Genomic DNA, 22,767 nt, shown 5'->3' on the forward strand with positions numbered 1-22,767 from the left:
GGGGGACGCTGCAAGTACGTCCATGTAAGCTCGGTCGCGCCATCCATGGCGCTCACGCCCCCGCAACCGGACCCACCCCGCCTTCGACAGCTTGCTGCGATCTGTCGGGACGGCGTTCTGTGTTGCTGTTGGTGGGTGTCGACCTTGGTCGACACGGCAGATCCACGCCATGCGTGGATGGATATCCGGTTCATCTGTGCCTCACGCGGAGGGCTGATGAAGGTTCATGCTATGAGGCCACGCAACGCACAGGACATCGCATTCCCCATGGCACGGACCCGGGTCGGCATCATCTTCGGGGGCAAGTCTTCCGAGCACGAAGTTTCACTGCAGTCGGCGAAGAACATCCTCGATGCGCTCGATCGCGAGCGCTTCGAGCCGGTGCTGGTCGGCATCGACAAGCAGGGGCAGTGGCACCTGAGCCAGCCGGAGACGTTCCTGATCAATGCCGAAGATCCCTCGCGCATCGCGCTGCATCGCTCCGGCACGTCGCTGGTGGTGCGCCCGGGCGCCGAGCAGGGGCAGCTGCAGCCGTGCGATGCGGCCTACGCGCTCGGCCAGGTCGATGTGGTGCTGCCGATCGTGCACGGGCCGCTGGGCGAGGACGGCGCGCTGCAGGGCCTGCTGCGCATGGCCAACCTGCCCTTCGTCGGTTCGCCGGTACTGGGCTCGGCAGCGGCGATGGACAAGGACGTGACCAAGCGCCTGCTGCGCGACGCCGGGCTGCAGGTGGCGCCGTGGCTGTGCATCCGCCGCCACCAGGTGGCGGAAGTGGATGTCGATGCGGTGATCGCCCGGCTTGGCCTGCCGCTGTTCGTGAAGCCGGCCAACCAAGGCTCATCGGTAGGCGTGAGCAAGGTCAAGGATGCGGCGGGCTTTGCCGGAGCGCTGGCATTGGCACTGCGCTACGACCACAAAGTGCTGGTGGAATCGGCGGTGATCGGCCGCGAGATCGAGTGCGCGGTGCTGGGCAACGAACATCCGCAGGCCAGCCTGTGCGGTGAAGTGGTGGTGCACGACGAGTTCTACGCCTACGACACCAAGTACATCAACGCCGATGGTGCCGAAGTGGTGGTACCCGCTGATATCGATGCTGCAACCCAGGCGCGGATCCAGCAGATCGCGCTGCGGGCCTACCAGGCGCTGGAGTGTGCCGGCATGGCGCGCGTGGATGTGTTCCTCACCGCGGGCGGCGACATCACCATCAACGAGGTCAACACGCTGCCGGGCTTCACCCGCATCAGCATGTACCCGAAGCTGTGGGGTGCCAGCGGCGTGGACTACACCACGCTGATCACCCGCCTGATCGAGCTGGCGCTGGAGCGCCATGAAGCCGATCGCGAACTGCAGAGCGCTGTATAGCGTTGTTATCGCCCGCAGAGTCGAGCATGGCTCGACTCTGCGGAAAGCGATACCTGCCAGCGGCCGGCACTACCAGCTAGCCTCGCTTGCGGAACATCGAGATCACCGCAAGGATCAGGAACACCACGAACAGGATCCAGGCGATGTTCGTTGCGGCGCCGGCAATTCCGGAGAAACCCAGAACGGCGGCGATGATGGCGATGACAAAGAAGATGATGGCGTAGTGCAGCATGGCGCTCCTCGCGGGTGGTCGAGCCTTGGATGGCGTGGGTCCATCCTCCCGATCCTGCGGTGTGCAACCAGTGATGGCGATCTATGCAGCAGATGAAGCCTTCAGCCTGCGCAGCCCTTCTTCGATGCTGACCTGCGGCACGTAGCCGAAGTCACGGCGCGCCGGTTCCATGCTGTACCAGTGCGGCGTGCACAGCTGCTCGGCCAGGAAGCGGGTCAGCGGCGGCTCGCCGCGCAGGCGCAGCAGCGGCCACAGCCGCTCGCAGACGGCGCCGATGCGGTAGGCGGTCTTGAAGCTGATCGCCTTGTCCACGGATGGCGCACCCACCGCAGCCAACAGCTTGTTCACCAGCTCGCGCATCGGCAACGGCTCGCCGTTGGAGATGAAGTAGGCCTTGCCCGCACACGCAGCGCCCGGTGCCAGGGCGTCAAAGGCGAGGAAGTGCGCCAGCGCGGCGTTGTCGATGTAGGTGGTATCGACCTTGTTGTTGCCATCGCCGACCAGGCGCAGGCGTCCCTGCCGCGCACGCTCGGCGAGCCTGGGCACCAGCTGCTGGTCACCGGGGCCCCAGATCAGCCGCGGGCGCAGTGCCACCGTCGCCAGCGACGCATCGTTGGCGGCCAGCACGCGCTGTTCGGCGATTGCCTTGGTGGCCGCATACGGCGCCTGGAAATCTTCACCGTACGGCACCTCGTCAGCCCCGAGGCCTTCCACCGGGTGCGTGGCACGATGGGTCACGCTGGGCGTGGAGGTGTAGACCAGCCGGTTGATGCCATGCACGCGGCAGGCCGCGAGGACGTTGTCGGTGCCGACCACGTTGGCCTGGTGGTAGCTGTCATAGCTGCCCCATGCGCCGGCCTTGGCGCCGTTGTGGAACACCGCATCGACGCCGGCCACCGCATGCAGCACCGCCTGCGCATCGGCCAGATCACCGCGGATCTGGCCCACGCCCATCGCCTGCAGTTCCGTGTAATGACTGCGGTTGAACGCCAGCACCTGGTGGCCACGCTCGACCAGCCCGCGGCACAGCGCCCGCCCAAGGAAACCACCGCCACCGGTGACCAGGATCTTCATGCGCGCTTCTCCAGTTCGGCGCTGGCCCAGACGGCGAGCTTTTCGCGGCCGATCTTGGCGTTGTGACGGATATCGACGGGGAACGCCGGATGCACCAGGAAGTGCTGCAGGCCGGCCTCTGGCAGGCGGGCGGCCGCGTGCGCACGCAGCGCTTCCTGCAGCGCCGGGCTGTCGGACCGGCCGCGCTGCAGTTCCACGCACAGCACCGGCACCTGCGCGCCGGCGGCGCCGACGCCGACCAGTGCCGTGCGCGCCACGCCGGCCACGGTGTTGAACACCGGCTCGACCTGCTCGGTGTACAGCGGCCCGCGCGCGGTTTCCACGCGCTGGGTCTTGCGCCCGCAGAACCACAGGCGGCCCTGCACATCGAAATAACCGACGTCGCCCATGCGATGCACCACGCGGGTGCTGCCATCGACCAGCGTCTCGCGGATCTTCGCCGCCGCGGTGGCCTGCGGGCGGTTGAAGTAGCTGTCGGTGGCGGTCGGCCCGGCCACGGTGATTTCCCCCACTTCCCCCACCGCCAGCACGCGCGCCTGCGACCAGTCCGGCAGCGGTGCGTCGTCGATGGCGATGATGCGCACCTCGTTGGGGGCCACCACGTTGCCCACGCAGGTGCCGGCACCGGCCTCGGTCGCCGCGCGGGTGCGCTCCAGTTCGCGGCCTTCGACCACCGCCACCGGCAGGCACTCGGTGGCGCCATAGGGAGTCCAGAACTGCGCATCGGCCGGCAGCAGGCTGCGGATGGTGGCGACCACGTCCGGCGGCACCGGTGCCCCGGCCGAGGTCACCCGGGTCACCGTCGGCAGTGGCCGCCCGTGCCGGGCCAGCACCCGCATCAGCGCTGGCGAGCCGAACAGCTGGGTCACGCCGAAGCGCTGGATGGCATCGTGCAGGCGTCCCGGGTCGGCCTGCGCCGGCCGCGTCGGGTCCATGTCCGGGATCACCGAGGTCAGCCCCAGCGCCGGGTCGAACAGCGCGAACGGTGGGAATGTCGGCAGGTCCACCCCACCCGCTTCCATGCCGAAGGCACTGCCCAGCAACTGGATCTGGCCGACGAAGTGGCGGTGGCGGTAGACGACGCCCTTGGGCACGCCGGTGGAGCCGCTGGTGAACAGGATCGCCGCCATGTCCTCGCCATCGGTGTCGGCCAGCATCGGCCCAGCGCTGGCGCCAGCGCGCTCCAGCGCGGCCAGCGTGGTGCCGCCCCAGCCGAGGCGGCGGCCGACCGTCACCAGCCGGGTGGCCGACGGCGCCCAGCGCAGCACCAGCCGCGCCACATGCGCCAGCGGAATGCCGATGAAGGCCTGCGGCTGCGCCTCGTCCAGGCACTGCTTCAGCGCGCGCCGGTCGATGCCCGGATCGACCAGCACCGGCACTGCGCCCAGCTTGAACAGCGCGAACATCAGCAGGAAGAACTCCGGAGAAGGCCGCACCATCACCACCGTGCGCACGCCACGGCCGATCCCGTAGCCGGCCAGGCCGGCGGCCATGGCATCACTGCGGGCGTCCAGCTGACGGTAATCGAGGGTGACATCGTAGGCGGCCATGCCGTTGCCGGCGCCGCGGCGGCCGGGGCAGCGGATGGCGATCTGGTCGGGGCGTTCACGCGCCAGTTCAGGCAGCCGTGCGGCGATATTGCAGGGTCGGTTCATCCGTTCATTGTCGCCGCTTACGGAATTTCTTGCGCGGCGGCCCACTTCGTGGAAAATCCGCTCCCTCGTTCCTGATTCCGACTGCCGCCCGAGGCGGCTTGCCCATGCAACATCCCTGCATGACCTGCGGCGCCTGCTGCACCCAGTACCGCGTGGCCTTCCACTGGATGGAATCGGACGAGGTCACCCCCGGCGGCGTGCCGCATCAGCTCACCGAGGTGCTGGATCCGCACCGCCTGTGCATGCGCGGCACCCATTCCAAGCCGGTGCGCTGCGTCGCGCTGGATGCGCAGATCGGCGTGTATTCACGCTGCACCATCCACCCCAACCGGCCCAGCGTGTGCCGTGAGGTGGATGCATCGTGGGAATACGGCAAGGCCAGCCCGCAGTGCGACAAGGCGCGCATTGCCTATGGCCTGGATCCGCTGACGCCGGCCGACTGGCGCTGGCGCGATGACGCCGACAATGACGACGATCACCCGGACGACAACGGCAACAGCCCGTCCTCGCCGCCGCAGGCACCGGTCGCCGCGTAGTGGTAGTGCCGGCCGCTGGCCGGCAAGCGCGCTATGCGCGCCGAGTTCATGAGGTTGCCGGCCAGCGGCCGGCACTACCGGAATCCGCCCCGGGAACCGATCAGATCGGGTTGGCGTCCAGGAACGCGCGGATCTCCGGTACCAGCACTTCGTGCTTGTCTTCCAGCACATAGTGGCCGGCGTCCTCGAAGGCATGCACCTGGGCCTGCGGCAGTGCGGCCTGGAAACCCTTCAGGAAATGATGGTCGAACACGAAGTCACGCAGGCCCCAGCCGAGGAAGGCCGGGCGGTCGGCGAACGAGGGCAGTGCCTTGCCGGCACGCTCCAGCAGCGACCAGGCCTTGTCGGCCGGCGACAGCGGGATGTCCTGCATGAAGCGGATGGTGCTGATGCGGTTGGCCCAGCTGTTATACGGCGACACGTAGGCGCGGCGCACATCGGCCGGCATCCTGCGCTCCACGCCAAGCCACGAGGCACCGGACGAGAACGCGTTGAAGCTGCGGATGATCCACTCGCCGATCTTCCAGTGGCGACCCAGCGCGATCTGCCACGGCATCTTCTTCGCCGCCGGCATCGGGAACGCGGCGGTGTTGAGCACCACCAGGCGCTTCACCTGCTCGTGGTGCGACAGCGACCAGCCGAACCCGATCATGCCGCCCCAGTCGTGCACGGCCAGGGTCACCGGGCCGGTGATGCCCAGGTGCTTCAGCAGCGCATCAAGATCGTCCACGCGCGACTGCAGCGTGTACTCATAGCGGCTGTCGTCCGGCTTGTCCGACAGGCCCATGCCGATGTGGTCCGGCACGATGCAGCGGTAGGTGTCCGACAGGCCGGCCACCAGCGTGCGCCAGTAATAGCTCCACGACGGGTTGCCGTGCACCATCACCACCACCTCGCCATCGCGCGGGCCCTCGTCGAGATAGTTCATCGACAGGCCGGGGCGGACCTCGAAGCGCTGCGGGTGGGCGGGGTAACCGGGAAGATCGCGCATGCGGAGCACCTAAGGAGAGTCGCGGCGCAATGTAGAGCCGAGCCGTTGCTCGGCTGCTCTCCGGTCCGCTGCGGAAGAGCCGCGCTGCGCGCGTGAGCCGAGCATGGCTCGGCTCTACAGGAGGTCGGGCAACGGGCTGCTTACCAGACCACTTCAGCCATCGAGCAGTTCAGGCCCGAGCCAATACCCAGAAGCGCGATGCGATCGCCCTTCTTCAGCTTGCCCAGCTGCTTGAGCTTGCTCAGCACGATCGGCACCGAGGCCGGGCCGATGTTGCCGTGCTCGCCGAAGATGGTCATGACCTTCTTCGGGTCGATGCCGAAGTTCTTGATGAACGCGGCGGTGTGCGGCTGGCTGACCTGGTGGATCACGAACTGGTCCAGCTCCTCCACGGCCCAGCCGAGTGCGATCTTGGCGGCGCTGAAGGTCTTCTGCGCCAGCTTGATGCCTTCGATCAGCAACAGGCGGGTGTCGGTGACCATGCGGTCCAGGTTGCCCAGGCACAGCTGGTTCCACTCGGTGGCCGAGCGGGTCACGCCGCCCTTGTAGCGCGGCGCGTCCGGCACCAGCTCCGCGCGCGCCATCACCATCGCGGCGGCGCCCGACCCGGTGGTCAGCGCGGCCAGCTCGTTGCGGAAGTCGTCGGCGGTGACGTCCGGGGCGGTCATGCGCTCCAGGGTCTTCTCGTACACCAGGTTGGCGGTCTCGCCGTCCACCACCAGCGCGTAGTCGATATCACCGCGCTCGATCATGCGCGCCGCGATGTCCATACCGTTGATGAAGGCCAGGCAGGCATTGGCGACGTCGAAGGTCATGCATTCGTCGCTGACACCGAGGTTGCCCGACACGATCGAGGCCGTGGACGGCTCCAGGTAGTCGCGGCTGACCGAGGTGTTGACCAGCAGGCCGACCTGGGTCGCGGTGATGCCCGCGTCTTCCAGTGCCTTGCGGCCGGCCATGGTGGCGGCGTCCGACGCCAGCACGCCGTTGTCCCACAGGCGGCGGGCGTGGATGCCGGCGATGTCGCCGAGCACATCGGTGCGGATACCCAGGCGATCCAACGTCGGCTGCAGGCGTTCGTTGATTTCCTTGGTCGTCAGCGTATGCGGTGCGTCGACGTGTGCCAGGCCGGCGATCGAGACATTCTTGAAGAGCATCGAGGTTAGCGCCAAGGCTCAGGCAAAAGGGGGCGCTATTCTATAACCCCCGGGCTTTCACCGCATCTTTACGAATTCAGCCTCGGCCGTATGGTGAAGCGTTCAGCGCGGCGGGCACTGGAACGCGGCGAAGCGCTGGCTGCCATCGGCGGGGGCCGCAGCGGCCTGGACGGCATTGGCACCGGCGCTCGGGGCCTCGTTGCGGGCCAGGGTTTCCAGCTCTTCCTGCACCCGCAGCGGGTTGCGGTTGTAGAAGCCGACCTTGCTCTTCACGGTGACCACCACCTCGCCCTTGGCGATGCAGCCGGCCGGAACCGGCCCTGCCGGCAGCACGCGGGTTGCCTTGCCGGCCGGTTCGATCGGCACCCAGGTACAGGCGGTGACGGTGAGCAGCAGGGAGGAAAGCAGCAGAACGCGCATGGGCAGATCCTGGAAGGGTATGGGGGGATTCTGCCTGAACAGCCTGAATCGGGGGTAGCCGGGGCTCTGACCCCGGATGCATGACGGGGTTGCCGGCCAGCGGCCGGCACTACCTGGGGAGGCCTGCCCGCCAGGGCGGGCAGGCACATCCCTTATTTCTTGACCGGGTTGCCTTCGGCGTCGATCACCGTCACCTCGCCCAGGTTCAGCGCGCGCACGGCCGCTTCGGTCTGCTTGAGGTCACCCACCACCACCCAGGTCAGGGCCTGCGGCTTGATCTCGGCGGCGGCCTGCTGCACCTGCGCCGGGGTCATCGCCTCGATCTCGGCCTTGCGCCGCAGCACATAGTCGTCCGGGCGCTTGAACTGCACGATCGAACCGATGGTCGACGCCACCGCACTGGCGGTCTCGTAGGCACCGGGCAGGCTCAGGGTCTGGATGTTGCGGATGCGGTTGACCTCGGCAGCGGTGGCCGGCTTGCTGCCATCGGCGAACGCGGCGATTTCCTTGCGCATTTCCGCCAGTGCCGGGCCGGTCTTGTCGATCTGCACCGGCGCGCTGGCCATCCACGGGCGCTGGCCCACCGAATTGACCGCGCTGCTGCGCGCACCGTACGACCAGTGCTTGTCCTCGCGCAGGTTCATGTTCAGGCGCGAGGTGAAGTCGCCGCCGATCACGCCGTTGGCGATGTCGAAGCGGGTCGAGCTGGTGGCGCTGGAAGGTGCCACCACCTGGCCGGCAAACAGGTTGGCCTGTACCGCGCCCGGCTGGTCGATCAGGAACACGCGCGGGCCCTTCGGCAGCGCAACGTCGGTGGCCGCCTTCACCTGCGGGGCCTCGCCACTGGCCTTCCAGTCGCCCAGCTGCTTGTCCAGCAGCGGCACGATCTCGGCCAGGGTGGTGTCGCCGACCACGATCAGGGTGCCGTTCTGCGGGCGCAGCCAGTCGTGGTGGAAGTCGACCAGGTCCTCGCGGGTCAGGCCGTTGATCGCCGCCTCGTCACCGCTACCGGTGAACGGAATGGCATACGGGTGGCCCTTGCCGTACAGCAGCGGGGGCAGCACGCGCATCGCCACCGCACCCGGGTTGACCTTCTCCTGCTGGATGCCCGCGATCCAGCTCGCCTTGACCCGGTCGATCTCGCCCTGCTCGAAGCGCGGCTCGCGCAGCAGGTCGCGGTACAGCGCCAGCGACGGCACCAGGTTTTCCTTCAGCGCCGACAGGTCCACGCTCATCGAGTCCAGGCCGGCCGAGGCATCCAGGCTGGCGCCCAGCGCATCCGCGGCGTCGGCGAAGGCCAGCGAGCCCAGCTTGCCGGCGCCTTCGGTCATCAGGCTCATGGTGAAGTTGGCGGTGCCCGGCTTGCGGCCCTGGTCGGCACTGAAGCCGCCCGGGAACTGGTAGCTGAACTGCACCACCGGAATCTCGTGGCGCTCGGCCAGGATCACCTGGGTACCGTTCTTCAGCGTCGCGCGCTGCAGCGCCGGGAACTTCAGCTGCGGGAACTCGCGGGTCTGCGGCACGCCGGCCTTGCGGTCGACCTGCTCGGGCAGGGTGCTGTACTTCGGGTCCACCGCCGGCACGGTGAACGGCTTCGGCGCCTGGCTCGGGTCTTCCTTCAGCGCCACGCGCTCACCCGGTGCGATCACCAGGGTGTGGCTGCCCTTGTCCAGCCACTGCGCGCCGAGCCGGCTCAGATCAGCAGCACTGGCCTTCTCGATGTTGGCCAGCGAGGTACGGAAGCAGCCCGGGTCGCCGGTGAACACCGCACATTCTGCAAGGGCGTCGGCCTTGCCGCCGAAGCCACCGATGCGCTCGATGCCGCGGATGAAGCCGGCGCGGGCACCGGTCTTGGCACGCTCCAGTTCGGCCGCGGTCGGGCCCTGCTTGATCAGCCGGTCCAGTTCCTCGTCGATGATCTTCTCGACCTTGGCCGGGTCCTGGCCCTGCTTGACCGTCGCCATGATCACGAAGTTCGAGCCCAACTGCGAGGTCGACAGGCCCGACGCGATGCTGTCCACCAGCTTGTCCTGGTGCTGCAGGCGCTGGCTCAGGCGCGAAGACTTCGCACCGCCCAGCACCTGCGCGAACAACTGCAGCTGATCGACCTCGATGGTGCCGACCTGCGGCACGTTCCAGGCGCGGTAGATGCGCGCCTGCGGCACCTTGTCGGTCATCGTCTCGCGCGTGTCGGCACTACGCTTGGCCACGTTCACCGCCGGCTGCGCCATGGTCGGGCCGGCCGGGATGCTGCCGAAGTACCTGGCGACCTTTTCCTTGGCGGTGGCCAGGTCGATGTCGCCGGCCAGCACCAGCACCGCGTTGTTCGGGCCGTACCAGGTACGGAACCAGGTCTTCACGTCATCCAGCGACGCCGCGTTCAGATCGTTCATCGACCCGATCACGCCGTGGTGGTACGGGTGGCCCACCGGGTACAGCGCCTTGTTGAGCTGGTCCCAGGCCTGGCCGTAGGGCTGGTTCTCGCCCTGGCGCTTCTCGTTCTGCACCACGCCACGCTGCTCGTCCAGCGCGGCCTGGTCGATCGCACCGACCAGATGGCCCATGCGGTCCGATTCCATCCACAGCGCCATGTCCAGCGCGGTGGTCGGCACGTTTTCGAAATAGTTGGTGCGATCGGTGTTGGTGGTGCCGTTCTGGTTGGTGGCACCCACCTGCTTGAACGGTTCGAAGAATTCGCCGTCGTGGTTTTCGCTGCCCTGGAACATCAGGTGTTCGAACAGGTGCGCGAAGCCGGTACGGCCAGCCGGCTCGTCCTTGCTGCCCACGTGGTACCAGACGTTGACCGCAACGATCGGCGCCTTGCGATCGGTATGCACGATCACGCGCAGGCCGTTGGGCAGGGTGAACTGCTCGTACGGGATATCGACCTTGGCCGGTGCGGCCGGCTTGGCCGCCAGCGCATGGGAAGGCACAAGCGTGCCCAGGGCGGTGCTGAGGGCGACAGCCAGCAGTGCAGCGCGCGGGCGAAGGGCGAGAGACATATCCGGATCCTTGGTCACGAAGGTGAACCCCGATCCTAGCCTGCGCGCGCGGCGGCCGGAATCGGTCGCCAGTCACTGGGGGTGTTTGCCCAGATGACCATCCAGCCCGACGCCCACGGGCGCTCTTGAAACGTCACAGACGCCGGCTGGAGGCGTCCGGACAGTGTCCGCGGCTTATCGAATGGACAGGTGTCCGCCCACCGGACACTTTCGGGACCACATAAAAGCCTTGCAAATCAACAACTAAAAGTTGGCACGCGGATTGCTTGGTACTTCCTGCGCCAGGAAGGGCTTCAGACAAAAGCTGACTGAATACTGAACAAATGCAGGATATAGAAAATTTCTCTTGCATGCCCAGAATTGGTGTACTACCTTACTACCACACCACTGCTCACCAACACTAAACAGGCCCCGTCATGAACGCCAAGACCATTGCCATCGCCATCGCCCTGATCGCCGGCACCGCGGTTGTTTCGTCGGTGCAGGCCTCCGAATCCATCAAGACCCTGTCCACCGTGCAGGTTCGCCCGGCCGCCGACCAGCTGGCCCAGCAGGCCTGGGAACAGGCCAGCGGCATCCCGACCCTGGCCACCGTGGAAGTGCGCCCGAGCGCCGACCAGCTGGCCGAGCGCAACGGCTACGTCGCCGCCCCGGTCGCCGCCGCGATGCCGATCACCACGCTGGCCTCGGTGGAAGTGCGCCCGAGCCTGGAACAGCGCGTCGCCCTGGCCGCCGAACTGGAAGCCCAGCGCTACGCCGCGACCCTGGCTGCCGCCGCCACCAACGTCGCCAACTCGGTCATCGTCAACCTGCCGGCCCTGCAGGTGCGTCCGAGCGCCGCCGACCTGCAGGCCCTGGCCACCGAAACCGCCCAGGTCCTGCTGCGCCCGTAACCGGTGCCGCCCTGCCCCGCGCAGGGCGTGCGCCGTAAAGGCGGCGGTCGTCGCAGGTACACTGCGCCGATGAATGCCGCGCCCCAGTTCCACGTGATCCTGTTCCAACCGGAAATCCCGCCCAACACGGGCAATGTGATCCGGCTCTGTGCCAACACCGGCGCGCAGCTGCACCTGGTCGAGCCGCTTGGCTTCGCACTGGAAGACAAGCAGCTCAAGCGCGCCGGGCTGGACTACCACGAGTACTCGCGCCTGCAGGTGCACCCCGACCTGGACACCGCGCTGGCGCGGATCGCACCGAATCGGTTGTTCGCACTCAGTACCCGCGCCAGCGTGCGCTACGACAGCGTGGCCTTTGAAGAGGGCGATGCGTTTCTGTTCGGCCCGGAAAGCCGTGGCCTGCCGCAGGACGTGCTCGATGCACTGCCGGATGGCCGCCGCCTGCGCCTGCCGATGCGGCCGGACAACCGCAGCCTCAATCTTTCCAACACCGTTGCGGTGGTGATGTACGAGGCGTGGCGGCAGCATGGGTTTGCCGGTGGCGCGTAGCGCCACGCGTCTCTCTTCTGCCTGATTGTTGCTGTGGCGGGCGCATGCGTTCATGGGCGTTACTTTTCTTTCCGCGCGGAAAGAAAAGTAACCAAAAGAAACGCGCCGCCGTCTGCGAGCTGGTGCTGCGCACCGGTACCCTGCGCTCCTCGGCCCGCCGGGGGACGGCGCGGAACTCGCTGCGCTCAGACACCCGCGCCTCTTCGCCCCCGCCGGACCTGCGGTGCTCGGCTCGCTTCAAGGCGGACCCGACAGCCGCGCAGTAGATCCATGCCATGCGTGGATGCGTTCCGCCTGGATCAATCAGGGGCGCGCGCCATCGCGTTGTCCGGAACGCGTGCGATTGCCCACAGAAGAAAACTCCAGGCCATCAATATCGGCATGCGCACCGCACATGCCCAAGCCCGTTGCCGTCGGGTCGATCCCGCCGGATGAGACTCTCAGTACACCTGCATGTTTCTCGATAGCCACTGTGCCTGGTTCGGACTGATGAATCAGTTTTCCGCCTTCTGGCTTCATATGCAGCACGAAGGAGCAGACGTGCTGCATCGCCTGGGTACTGTGCAGCTCAACCGTATAGCCCAGTGATTCTTCGACAATCGACAGGCTGTCCCTGAACCCATCGCGGCAACTACGTCCGCTGCCCGGTTCGGTACACAGATCGCTCGCCTGCGAATAACTGCCTGCCCATGCCCCATCCCTGTTGCCTGCCCATGCCATCTGCAGCACGGAGGCTTGGAAGAGCAGCGGGAGGCACAACAGCTGCCTCACAGCGGAATTGTTCTTCATTCAGCTTGCATCTCCGGATAGGCGTCCCTTGCCGCCCACCCTACCCGCAATGCCGGCCAGCGGCCGGCACTACCGGTGCACTCAGAACGCGTTGATGCCGGTCAGTTCGCGGCCGATCACCAGCTGGTGCACGGTCTCGGTGCCCTCGTAGGTGATCACCGATTCCAGGTTCAGCGCGTGTCGGATCGCCACGTGCTCGGTGGTGATCCCAGCCCCACCCAGCAGATCGCGACACTCGCGGGCGATGTCGATCGCCATGCGGCAGTTGTTCCATTTGGCCAGGCTGACCTGCTGCGGTTGCAGCTGGCCGGCTTCCTTCAGCCGGCCCAGCTGCAGCGCCAGCAACTGCGCGGTGGTGATCCGGCGGGCCATCTCGGCCAGCTTGATCTGCGCGCTCTGCGTGGCGGCCAGCGGGCGACCGAACAGCACGCGCTCCTTGGCATAGCCCAGCGCTTCATCCAGGCAGGCAATCGCCGCACCGATCGGCCCCCAGCTGATGCCGTAACGGGCCTGGGTCAGGCAGCCCAGCGGCCCCTTCAGGCCCTTCACGTTCGGCAGGCGATGGCTGTCGGGCACGCGCACGTCATCGAAGAACAGCGCGCCGGTCAGCGACGCGCGCAGGCTCATCTTGTGCTTGATCTCCTGCGTCGTGAAGCCGGCCATGCCCTTTTCCAGCACGAAGCCCTGGATGCCGTCCTCGGTCTGTGCCCAGACGATGGCCAGGTCGGCCACCGGGCCGCTGGTGATCCACATCTTGCTGCCGCTGATGCGCCAGTCGCTGCCGTCGCGCACCGCGCGGGTCTTCATGCTGGCCGGGTCGGACCCACCGTGCGCCTCGGTCAGGCCGAAGCAGCCGATCAGTTCGCCGCGTGCCATCGCCGGCAGCCACTGCTGGCGCTGTTCCTCGCTGCCGTACGCGTAGATGGGATACATGCACAGCGAGCTCTGCACCGAAACGAAGCTGCGCAGGCCCGAATCGCCGCGCTCCAGCTCCTGGCAGATCAGGCCATAGCTGACCGCGCCGAGACCACCGCCGCCGTACTCGGTCGGCAGGGTCGCGCCCAGCAGGCCCAACGAGGCGATCTCCGGCACCAGTTCGTCGGGGAAGCGGGCCTGGTCGAAAGCATCGCCGATGATCGGCAGCACGCGCTCGTTGGTGAAGCGGGCGACGCTCTCCTGCACTGCGCGCTCTTCCTCGTTGAGCAGGGAACGGACATCGAACAGATCGTACGGATGCAAAGCCATGGCACTCACGCGCAGTCAGGACCCGGCCATTGTCGGTCATCCGGGCAGAGCGTGCCGACCAAGGTCGGCACCCACCAGAGCTGCAGCACTACGCTGCAATGCAGCAATCGTGGTGTGAACATCGCTGATCTAGCTCGATCACGCGCGTACCGGTACCCTGACACATTCAAACAACCGTTTCGCCCGTGGCCGCACGCGCGATTCCCAGGCACCGCCGGTGGCCCCGATGCCGGCCCTACCCACGAGTCATGCAATCGATGAGCGCTGAAGCCAACGCCCTGCCCCCGCGTGAAGTAATGGAATTCGACGTGGTGATCGTCGGTGCCGGCCCCGCCGGCCTGGCCACCGCGATCCGGCTGCGCCAGCGCGCGATCGAAGCCGGCCGCGAGCTGTCGGTGTGCGTGCTGGAGAAGGGTTCCGAGCCGGGCGCGCACGTGCTGTCCGGCGCGGTGATGGATCCGCGCGCGCTGACCGAGCTGTTCCCGGACTGGGCCGAGCGCGGCGCTCCGCTGAAGCAGAAGGTCACCCGCGACGAATTCCTGTTCCTCAGCGAGACCGGCGCGCGCAGCACCCCCAACGCGCTGCTGCCGGAGTGCTTCCACAACGAAGGCAACTACATCATCAGCCTGGGCGAAGTGACCCGCTGGCTGGCGCAGCAGGCCGAGGCGCTGGAGGTTGCGATCTTCCCGGGCTTCGCCGCTGCAGAAGTGCTGTACGGCGACAACGGCGAGGTGATCGGCGTGGCCACCGGCGACATGGGCATCGAGAAGGACGGCAGCATCGGTCCGGCCTTCGAGCGTGGGATGGCGCTGCACGCCAAGTACACGATCTTCGCCGAAGGTGCGCGCGGCCACCTCGGCCGCCAGCTGATCGCCCGCTACAAACTGGACGAAGGCAAGGACCCGCAGGCCTACGGCATCGGCATCAAGGAGCTGTGGCAGATCGACCCGGCCAGGCATGAGCCGGGCCTGGTGGTGCATGCGGCTGGCTGGCCGCTGGACAGCGACACCTACGGCGGCGCGTTCCTGTACCACGCCGACGGCGGCAAGGTCGCCATTGGTTACGTGGTCGGCCTGGACTACAAGAACCCGTGGCTGAGCCCGTTCGAGGAGTTCCAGCGTTTCAAGACCCATCCCTCCATCCGCAAGCACCTGGAGGGCGGCACCCGCATCGGTTACGGCGCCCGTGCGATCACCGCCGGCGGCCTGCTGTCGCTTCCGAAGACGGTGTTCCCCGGGGGCGCGCTGGTCGGCTGCGAGGCCGGCTACCTCAACGCCAGCCGCATCAAGGGCAGCCATGCCGCGATCAAGACCGGCATGCTGTGCGCCGACGCCGCGTTCGACGCGCTGGCCGCCGATCGCCAGCACGATGAACTGAGCGCCTACCCGAAGGCGTTCGAAGCCAGCTGGCTGTTCACCGAACTGCAGCAGGCCAAGAACTTCAAGCAGTGGTTCAAGAAGGGCCAGACCGTTGCCACGCTGATGACCGGCGTGGAGCAGTGGCTGCTGCCGAAGCTGGGCGTGCGCAACCCGCCGTGGACCCTGCACCGCACCCAGCCGGACCACGCCTGCCTGGAGCCGGCGTCGCAGCACACCCGCATCGCCTACCCCAAGCCCGATGGCGTGCTGACCTTCGATCGTCTCAGCTCGGTGTTCCTGAGCAGCACCAACCACGACGAGAACCAGCCCAGCCACCTGACGCTGAAGGATCCGAGCATTCCGGTGAGGGTGAATCTGGCCGAGTACGCCGGTCCCGAAGCCCGTTACTGCCCGGCCGGCGTGTACGAGTTCGTCGGCGACGCCGACAACGCGCGCCTGCAGATCAACGCGCAGAACTGCGTGCACTGCAAGACCTGCGACATCAAGGACCCGACCCAGAACATCGTCTGGGTGACCCCGCAGGGCGGCGGCGGCCCGAACTACTCGGGCATGTGATCGCCCCGGGCTGCGACCACGTGTCGCAGCCCGGCCGCTCCACCGCACCGCTATCCTGCCCGCCCATGCGTGCCTCCCGCCTGCTCACCACCGTTGCCGTGGCCCTGCTTGCCACGGCCTGCCAGCGCCCGCCTGCGGCGCCGGCCACGCCTGAACAGGCCCGGCAGCAGGCCATGCAGCGCGCGTTCGAACTGTGCGCAGGCTGCCACACCGTGCAGCCTGGCGGCATCCACCGCTTCGGCCCCAACCTGCACGGCGTGATCGGCCGTCGCGCCGGCAGCCTGCCCGATTACGGCTATTCCGACGGCATGCGCCGCGCCGACATCACCTGGAGCGCGCAGACCCTGGACGCGTTCCTGCAGTCGCCCACCCACGTGGTGCCCGGCACGCGCATGTACAACGCCTTTCCCAGCGCCGAACGCCGCGCGCTGGTGATCGCCTACCTGCAACAGCAGTCGGCTCAGTGAGCCAGTCGCTGCAGCTGATGCTGCAGCCTTGCCACGAACGCCGTTACAGCGGCGAATACCGGTGCCGGATCGGCCTCGGTCGCATCCTGCAGGCGCTCGACCAGCGCGTTGGCCTGCCCGGCCAGTGCGCTTGCCCCGATCGCCCCCAGACCGCCCGCCTGGCGATGCAGGTGGAGCGCCGCAGTCGCGCGGTCACCGGCCCGCACGGCGCGCTGCACCGCCGCCAGATCACTTTCACTGGCCTGCAACAGGCTGTCGCGCAGCTGCTCAGCCACGGCGCGCGAGCCATAGCGCTGCTGCAGGGTGGCCAGATCAGGCAGCACTTCAGCGTCGTCGGCGACAGTCTCCTGCACCGGCGCATCGAATGACTGGCCCTGTGCCTGCGGCAGCCAGCGCAGCAGCGCGGTGCGCAGCGTGGCCAGCGACAGCGGCTTGGCCAGCACCTCGTCCATGCCGGCCTCGCGGCAGCGGCGCGCATCGTCGTCCAGCACGCTGGCGGTCAGCGCCAGCACCGTCAGCCGCGGCTGGCCGGTACGGCCCTCGCGCTCGCGCAGCAGGCGGGTGAAACCGAAGCCGTCGAGTACCGGCATGCGGCAGTCGGTAATGACCAGATCGAAGGCCTCCGATGACAAGCGGTCCAGTGCCTGCTGGCCATCGCCCAGCAGCACATGGGGTACGCCCAGCTGCTGCAGCCGCCACGCCATCATCGCCTGGTTGGTCGGGTGATCCTCGATCACCAGCACGCGTGCCTCGCGCAGCGCCGGCGGCAGCAGCGCCGCCTGCTCCTGCTCCGCAACCAGCGCTTCAACGTCACCCCTGCCTGCCTCCACCAGCGCCAGCCGCACCTCGGCGCGGGTGCCCTCGCCCAGCGTGCTGTGCAACTCCAGCTCGCCGCCCATCATCTGCACCAGGCGCTGGCAGATGCTCAGGCCGAGGCCGGTACCACCATGGTCGCGCTGGATGTAGGCACCGGCCTGGGTGAACGGCGCAAACAGGTGCCGCAGCTGTTCCGGTGCGATCCCGGTGCCGGTGTCGGTGACGCTCAGGCACAGCGGCTGGCTGCCGTCTTCGGCGGTCGGGCCCAGTACCTCCAGCTGCAGCCGCACTTCGCCGCGTGCAGTGAACTTGATGGCATTGCTGAGCAGGTTGAACACGATCTGGCGCAGGCGCACGCCATCCACTTCGTGCGCTGCCGCCAGCTGAGGGTCGATCTGCACGTGCAGCTCCAGCCCGCGTGCACTGGCCTGCGCCGACATCAACCGGCACACGCTTTCCAGCAGGGGCCGCAGCGGTTGCGGCACCGGCTCCAGGCGCAGTGCACCCGCTTCCAGCCGCGAGTAATCGAGGATGTCGTCGAGGATCTGCCGCAGCATCTGCGCCGAATCCTCGATCACGCCGAGGATGCGCTGCTGCTCGCTGTCCAGCGGTGAGTGCGCCAGCACCTCCAGCATGCCCAGCACGCCGCTCATCGGCGTACGGATCTCGTGGCTCATCGTGGCCAGGAAACGCGATTTGGCCTCAGCGGCCTGCTCGGCGTCCGCCTTCGCCGCCGCCAGTGCATCGGCCTGCATCCGGGCTTCGCTTACATCCACCCAGTACCCGCTCCAGATCACCGCGCCTTCTTCGGCGGCGTAGGGATGGGCCTGGCTGCGCACCCAGCGCACGCCTTCCCCGCCGCTGCGCAGGCGGAACTCCAGGATCAACGGCGCGAACTGGTGCGCGGCCTGCTCGATGGAATGCAGAATGCGCGCGCGGTCCTCCTGCTCGACGCGTTCCAGCAACACCCTCGCATCCTGTTCGGCCTGCTGCCGGGTGATGCCGAACAACGCAGGCAGGTCGCCGGCGATGAACGGGAAGCTCAGCGTGCCATCGGCATCGCGGCGGGCCTGGTAGACCACCGCCGGCAGGTTGTCGGTCACCTCGGCCAGGCGCTGCTCCAGCTGGCGGCGTCCTGCCACCTCACGGCGCAGCCGCCAATGGCCCACGCCATGCACCAGCAGTGCGGTCAGCAGCACCATCAGCACGGGCACGCCCCACCGCAGCAGATTGCTCCAGTCGACCCCATTGCGGTACTCCACCGCCAGCCAGGCGCTGCGCAGCGCCTCGCGCTTGCGTGGGGTCATCTGCAGCAGCAGGCGATCGAAGGTCGTGGCCAGGGCCGCATGGCGGCGATCCACTGCCAGCGCCAGCTGGTCGTTGAAACCGGCCGGAGCCGCGACCTGCATCCGCCCCGGGAAACGGCTGCGCAGCAGGTGATCGACCACGGCAAGGTTGCCGACATAGGCATCGGCTTCACCCTCAAGCAGGCGCTGCAGCGCCTGCTCGGCACTCCGCGCAGCAATGATCCGGGCCTGCGGCGCCTGTTGCTGCACATAGCCACGCACGCGCTCCGGGTCGGACAGCAGCACGCGCTTGCCCTGCAGGTCGGCCAGGCCCAGCAGCGACTCGCCATCGCTCCTGACCACAATCACGTTCGGCACGCTGATGAAGGGCTGGCTGAACACCCAGTCCGGGCCCAGGTAGCGCGAATCAACGGGTATGCCCATCACCGCCTGCAGTTCACCGCGGCGGGCCTTCTCACGCACCTCGTACCAGTCGTGGCTGTTCTCGACCTTCAGGTTGGCGCCGGCCTGCATCAGGCGCTGCAGGTACTCGCTGGCCAAGCCACTGGGCCGGCCATCCTCGCCGGTGAACGACAGGGGCGCGGCATTCGGCGCGAAACCGATCATCAGCGGCTGCTCCAGCACACGCTTCTCGGCCTGGCTCAGCGCCAGCTGCGCCGATGCCGACCAGTGCGGCGGTGACAACCAGCGTTGTGCGAGGGCATCGCGCTGGGCCTGGCTGGTCGCGGCCAGCGCCAGGTCCAGGGCTTCGGCCAGGGGTTGCTTGCTGTTGGGAATGCCGAAGTGCAACCGTTCAGGGGGCAGGTCGCTTGGCCGCAACAGCGCCACGCCCTGCAGGCGCCGGCTGGCAATCAGCTCGGTGGCGACGAAGGCATTGCCGATGTAGACGTCCGCTTTGTCGTCTCTGACCATCTGCAATGCGCTCAACGTGTCGTTTGCGACAAGCTGGCGGGCACGCGGGAATCGGGCGCGCACCTGCGGACCGGTCAGGAAGTCCTGTTCGATCACCACCCTCAGCCCATCCAGATCCGGCATGTCGGAGGCACGCAGGTCATCGGGCCGGCCCACCAGTGCGAGCGGCGCCTCACTGTAGGCGGCGGTATAGACCATGCAGCGGGTGCGGTCAGCACTGAGGCCGACATTCATCACCACGTCGATCTCGCCACGACATGCCGCATCCAGCACGGATGTCCAGTCCGGATAGCGGCGCGCCTCGACCTTCACACCGAGCTGGCGAGCAAGATGCGACAGGTAGTCCGGTCCCAGCCCGACCTGCTCGCCATCACGGAGGGACTCGAAGGGCGGCCAGCCGCTGTCATACTGCCCGACAACGATGGTCGGATGCGCCACCAGGTATTCGCGCTGCAACGGGCTGAGCGGCAGCAGGCCAGGGGCCGGCTGTGCCTGGGCCACGGGCAGCGCCAGCACCGCCAGCAGCAGGAGCAGCCCGCGAACAGCCCACCTACGCATCTGCGTCGATCTCCTAGAATCCTGCCAGGGACCGCGATGGTCGCGGTCCGGCGTGCCCGATGGCCATACTAGAGCATGAGCTTGCGCATCATCATCGCAGACGATCACCCCGTGGTCCGTATCGGTACCCGCGCCGTCATCGAGTCGAGCGGCGTCGGCCGCGTGGTCGGCGAGGCCGACAGCGCGCAGGCGCTGATGACCCTGCTCGCCAGCCAGCCCTGTGACCTGCTGGTCACCGACTACTCCATGCCGGGCAGCCCGCAGGCCGACGGCTTCGCCATGATCGGCATGATCCGCCGCCGCCATCCCGACCTGCCCGTGCTGATGCTCAGCGTCTCCAGCAACCTGGCGATCCTGCGCATGGTGCTCGACAGCGGCGTGCTCGGCCTGGTCGACAAGAGTTCGTCGATGGACGAACTGCCACAGGCCATCCAGTCGGTCTACCGCGGCCAGCCCTACATCAGCCGCAGCCTGCGCGAACGGGTGGAGGCGGCCGGCAGCTGGCGCATGCGCGAGGGCGACGGCAAGCCGCTGTCCCCGCGCGAGGTGGAGGTGCTGCGCTTGCTCGGCACCGGCATGACGGTCAAGGAGATTTCGCTGCTGCTGCACAAGAGCGTCAGCACCATCAGCCGGCAGAAGGGCGATGCGATGCTCAAGCTGGGGCTGAAGGGCGATGCCGAATTGTTCGACTATCTGCGTGACGGGAAAATTTGAGACGCGATTCACATAATCGCACCGGCAACAATGCGAGGTCGAAGGAATCGACCGGCGCATGTCCGGCCGCCAGCCGCGTCACCGTGGAGACGCGGGCCGCCAGCGGGCAGAGCCTGGCGCTTCGCCGCGGTGCGGTGCCAGAGCGCGCCTGACGTGCTGCGGCCGCAGCAGGAGACCCCGCAGGAGCAGGCGCGGCAGGCCCAGAAAGCGATGGGCGTCGGACATGCCAACGCCTTGGCAGAGAAGGGAGGGGCCACCTCCGCGGCCCTTTTCCTTTCCGCCAGCTGAGCGGCCGCAGCCGCTTTCAGCCTTGCTTCATGCCGCCTGCCGCTAGATGAATGCGCAAGCCGCTCGGTGCACCAGGCAATGTTCCGGCAATGTTGGAACGCCAGCGTGGACATCACGGCAGCCGGGGCGCCCCGCGCCCTCCCTGCCCAGCGTGGCATGCACCTCACAGGAGAACGAACATGCTCAGTACTTCCACACTCAGCTTCCGTGGTCTGGCGATGGCCCTGGCACTGGTTGCCGGTGTCGCCGTGGCCAGCGATGCCAGCGCGATGTCGAGGAAGGACAAGCGCACCCTGGTCGGCGCCGTGGTCGGTGGCGTGGCCGGCAACCTGCTCTCCAACGGCGACCCTGCGGCCACCGTCGGCGGTGCCGTGGCCGGTGGCGCAATCGGCAATCTGACCACCTCCGACCGCCGCGACCGTCGCTATTACGACAATCGCTACTACGACAACCGCTACGACCGCCGCTACGATCGTGGCTACTACCGCAGCGGCTACTACAACCGTGGCGACGACCGCCGCTGGCAGCGCGAGCGTTACTACGACAACCGCTACTACCACGACCGCGGTCGCCATCGCGGCTGGTAAGCGGCACGGTGGCGTTACCCTGCCGATGGCAGGGACGGGCGGGTCGATGACCCGCCCGTTTGCGTTGGCCGCGCGCATGGCGTTGAATGCGCAGCCTTGGATGTGACTTTCCCCTCTCGGGCTGCGGCATGACGTCTTCCTCCCACCGCGTGCAGGGCCTCAACAACGACGAGGTCGCTGCCGACTGGCCACCGATCAGCGCGGCGGACATCGCGTGGTTGCGGCAGTGCTATCCGCAGCTGCACAGCGGCAGCCAACCGCGCTGGCACAGCCCGCGGCCGTTGTCGGCTGCCGCCATCGTCGATGGCACGCGCGGCGCGGTGTTCATCAAGCGCCATCACCACAGCGTGCGCAACGCGGCCTGCCTGGAAGAAGAACACCGCTTCATCGCCCATCTCGACGCTGCTGGCGTGCCGGTGGCACAGGTGCTGGCAGCGACCGATGGTCACACCGCGGTCGAACACGGCGAATGGACGTTTGAACTGCACGACGTCGGCGTAGGCGACGACCTGTACCGCGACGCGGTGTCGTGGTCGCTGCTGACCGACGTCGCGCAGGCCCGTGAAGCCGGACGCATGCTGGCCCAGCTGCACCGTGCTGCCGACGGCTACCGCGCGCCCCAGCGCAGCACCCATCTGCTGGTCGCGCGCGATGATCTGATCCGCGCCGACGATCCGGTGGCGGCAATCAAGGCAGGGCTGCACGAGCGCCCCGGCCTGGCCCGCTATCTCGAGCGCATTCCGTGGGAAGCGCAGCTGCAGCACGACGTGCTGCCGTGGCACACGGGCCTGGCCGAGCGCCTGCGCGACGAACCACGGCTGTGGGCGCACAACGACTGGCATGTCTCCAACCTGCTGTGGCGCGACGGGCAGGTCAGCACCGTGCTGGATTTCGGCCTGGCCTCGCCCACCAGCGCACTGTTCGACCTGGCCACCGCCATCGAGCGCAACGCCGTGGCATGGCTGGAGCTGGCGCGCGGCATGGAGGCCGTGCGCGTCGATATCGCGCTGGCGTTGCTCGATGGCTACCGCGAGGTGCTGCCGTTGTCGGCGGCACGCGTGCACCTGCTGGCCGACCTGCTGCCGATGGTGCATTTCGACTTCGCACTGTCCGAAGTGGAGTATTTCGAGGGCGTCACCGGCTCGACCGCCAATGCCGACGTGGCGTGGCAGCCCTTCATGCTTGGCCATCCGGCGTGGTTCCATGCCGCCCCGGGGCAGGCACTGCTGCAGGCCCTGCACGCCGCCGCGTGATCCGGTTGACGCAGCGTTGGAGTCAG

General features: G+C 67.7%; 19 protein-coding genes. 9 read left to right on the top strand and 10 right to left on the bottom strand.

The features are described from left to right. The first annotated feature begins 267 nt into the window (after positions 1 to 267). On the top strand, positions 268 to 1,362 hold the full coding sequence (gene ddlA / locus AC5P8U_RS12520) for a D-alanine--D-alanine ligase (RefSeq protein WP_252744265.1): 1,095 nt from the start codon (positions 268 to 270) through the stop codon (positions 1,360 to 1,362). Positions 1,363 to 1,438: 76 nt separating this feature from the next. Here the strand turns inward: ddlA and AC5P8U_RS12525 are convergent, their stop codons facing one another. The 3 genes from AC5P8U_RS12525 to oleC form a co-directional block, all read right to left on the bottom strand. Further along, positions 1,439 to 1,594: a DUF1328 domain-containing protein gene (locus tag AC5P8U_RS12525; protein ID WP_005407633.1), complete on the bottom strand. Its 156-nt coding sequence runs from the start codon at positions 1,592 to 1,594 to the stop codon at positions 1,439 to 1,441. Between the two features lie 81 nt (positions 1,595 to 1,675). Continuing rightward, positions 1,676 to 2,668 carry a 2-alkyl-3-oxoalkanoate reductase gene (oleD, locus tag AC5P8U_RS12530; protein WP_088496704.1) on the bottom strand — a complete coding sequence of 331 codons (993 nt, stop codon included), beginning with the start codon at positions 2,666 to 2,668 and terminating at the stop codon, positions 1,676 to 1,678. Beyond that, the gene (oleC, locus tag AC5P8U_RS12535; protein ID WP_227836885.1) at positions 2,665 to 4,323 is read right to left on the bottom strand and encodes an olefin beta-lactone synthetase; all 1,659 of its coding nucleotides are present in this window, start codon (positions 4,321 to 4,323) and stop codon (positions 2,665 to 2,667) included. Before oleC ends, oleD begins: the two co-directional genes overlap by 4 nt. 104 nt (positions 4,324 to 4,427) lie before the next feature. Here oleC and AC5P8U_RS12540 point away from each other — a divergent pair, with 104 nt between their 5' ends. Next, positions 4,428 to 4,859: a YkgJ family cysteine cluster protein gene (locus AC5P8U_RS12540; protein WP_005407630.1), complete on the top strand. Its 432-nt coding sequence runs from the start codon at positions 4,428 to 4,430 to the stop codon at positions 4,857 to 4,859. A gap of 100 nt (positions 4,860 to 4,959) precedes the next feature. Here AC5P8U_RS12540 and AC5P8U_RS12545 read toward each other — a convergent pair whose 3' ends face one another. The 4 genes from AC5P8U_RS12545 to AC5P8U_RS12560 form a co-directional block, all read right to left on the bottom strand. Further along, the gene (locus tag AC5P8U_RS12545; RefSeq protein ID WP_495214170.1) at positions 4,960 to 5,850 is read right to left on the bottom strand and encodes an alpha/beta fold hydrolase; all 891 of its coding nucleotides are present in this window, start codon (positions 5,848 to 5,850) and stop codon (positions 4,960 to 4,962) included. A gap of 140 nt (positions 5,851 to 5,990) precedes the next feature. Then, the gene (locus AC5P8U_RS12550; protein WP_005420782.1) at positions 5,991 to 7,007 is read right to left on the bottom strand and encodes a 3-oxoacyl-ACP synthase III; all 1,017 of its coding nucleotides are present in this window, start codon (positions 7,005 to 7,007) and stop codon (positions 5,991 to 5,993) included. 102 nt (positions 7,008 to 7,109) lie between these two features. Beyond that, entirely contained in the window at positions 7,110 to 7,427 is a 318-nt protein-coding gene (locus tag AC5P8U_RS12555) for a DUF4156 domain-containing protein (RefSeq protein ID WP_005407628.1), read from the bottom strand. Positions 7,428 to 7,579: 152 nt separating this feature from the next. Next, on the bottom strand, positions 7,580 to 10,429 hold the full coding sequence (locus AC5P8U_RS12560; RefSeq protein WP_227836884.1) for a M16 family metallopeptidase: 2,850 nt from the start codon (positions 10,427 to 10,429) through the stop codon (positions 7,580 to 7,582). Between the two features lie 416 nt (positions 10,430 to 10,845). Here AC5P8U_RS12560 and AC5P8U_RS12565 point away from each other — a divergent pair, with 416 nt between their 5' ends. Together AC5P8U_RS12565 and AC5P8U_RS12570 are read left to right on the top strand one after the other, a co-directional pair. After that, a complete protein-coding gene (locus AC5P8U_RS12565; protein WP_014035556.1) occupies positions 10,846 to 11,322 on the top strand; it encodes an XAC0231 family protein in 477 nt (158 codons plus the stop codon). Positions 11,323 to 11,391: 69 nt separating this feature from the next. Next, positions 11,392 to 11,871, top strand: a complete 480-nt coding sequence (locus AC5P8U_RS12570) for a tRNA (cytidine(34)-2'-O)-methyltransferase (protein WP_061479351.1) — start codon at positions 11,392 to 11,394, stop codon at positions 11,869 to 11,871. 303 nt (positions 11,872 to 12,174) lie between these two features. On the opposite strand, the gene AC5P8U_RS12575 is transcribed toward AC5P8U_RS12570, so the two are convergent. Both AC5P8U_RS12575 and AC5P8U_RS12580 read right to left on the bottom strand, forming a co-directional pair. After that, entirely contained in the window at positions 12,175 to 12,660 is a 486-nt protein-coding gene (locus AC5P8U_RS12575; protein ID WP_143592516.1) for a hypothetical protein, read from the bottom strand. A gap of 81 nt (positions 12,661 to 12,741) precedes the next feature. Next, on the bottom strand, positions 12,742 to 13,905 hold the full coding sequence (locus AC5P8U_RS12580) for an acyl-CoA dehydrogenase family protein (protein WP_024956299.1): 1,164 nt from the start codon (positions 13,903 to 13,905) through the stop codon (positions 12,742 to 12,744). Positions 13,906 to 14,162: 257 nt separating this feature from the next. On the opposite strand from AC5P8U_RS12580, the gene AC5P8U_RS12585 reads away from it, so the two are divergent. Together AC5P8U_RS12585 and AC5P8U_RS12590 are read left to right on the top strand one after the other, a co-directional pair. Beyond that, a complete protein-coding gene (locus tag AC5P8U_RS12585) occupies positions 14,163 to 15,839 on the top strand; it encodes an electron transfer flavoprotein-ubiquinone oxidoreductase (protein WP_447897371.1) in 1,677 nt (558 codons plus the stop codon). 65 nt (positions 15,840 to 15,904) lie between these two features. Next, positions 15,905 to 16,306, top strand: a complete 402-nt coding sequence (locus AC5P8U_RS12590; RefSeq protein ID WP_053497753.1) for a c-type cytochrome — start codon at positions 15,905 to 15,907, stop codon at positions 16,304 to 16,306. Here the strand turns inward: AC5P8U_RS12590 and AC5P8U_RS12595 are convergent. Then, positions 16,300 to 19,899 carry an ATP-binding protein gene (locus tag AC5P8U_RS12595; protein WP_495214172.1) on the bottom strand — a complete coding sequence of 1,200 codons (3,600 nt, stop codon included), beginning with the start codon at positions 19,897 to 19,899 and terminating at the stop codon, positions 16,300 to 16,302. The genes AC5P8U_RS12590 and AC5P8U_RS12595 overlap by 7 nt on opposite strands. Before the next feature lie 75 nt (positions 19,900 to 19,974). Between AC5P8U_RS12595 and AC5P8U_RS12600 the strand changes: the two genes are divergently transcribed. From AC5P8U_RS12600 to AC5P8U_RS12610, 3 genes are all read left to right on the top strand, one after another. After that, the gene (locus AC5P8U_RS12600) at positions 19,975 to 20,613 is read left to right on the top strand and encodes a response regulator (RefSeq protein WP_005420808.1); all 639 of its coding nucleotides are present in this window, start codon (positions 19,975 to 19,977) and stop codon (positions 20,611 to 20,613) included. Between the two features lie 467 nt (positions 20,614 to 21,080). After that, positions 21,081 to 21,488, top strand: a complete 408-nt coding sequence (locus AC5P8U_RS12605; RefSeq protein ID WP_088496698.1) for a glycine zipper 2TM domain-containing protein — start codon at positions 21,081 to 21,083, stop codon at positions 21,486 to 21,488. 128 nt (positions 21,489 to 21,616) lie between these two features. Next, positions 21,617 to 22,741, top strand: coding sequence for a phosphotransferase enzyme family protein (locus AC5P8U_RS12610; protein WP_072167329.1), 1,125 nt, complete (start codon positions 21,617 to 21,619; stop codon positions 22,739 to 22,741). The last annotated feature ends 26 nt before the right edge of the window (positions 22,742 to 22,767 follow it).

It is taken from the genome of Stenotrophomonas sp. YJH_SMC_81 (assembly GCF_059370875.1).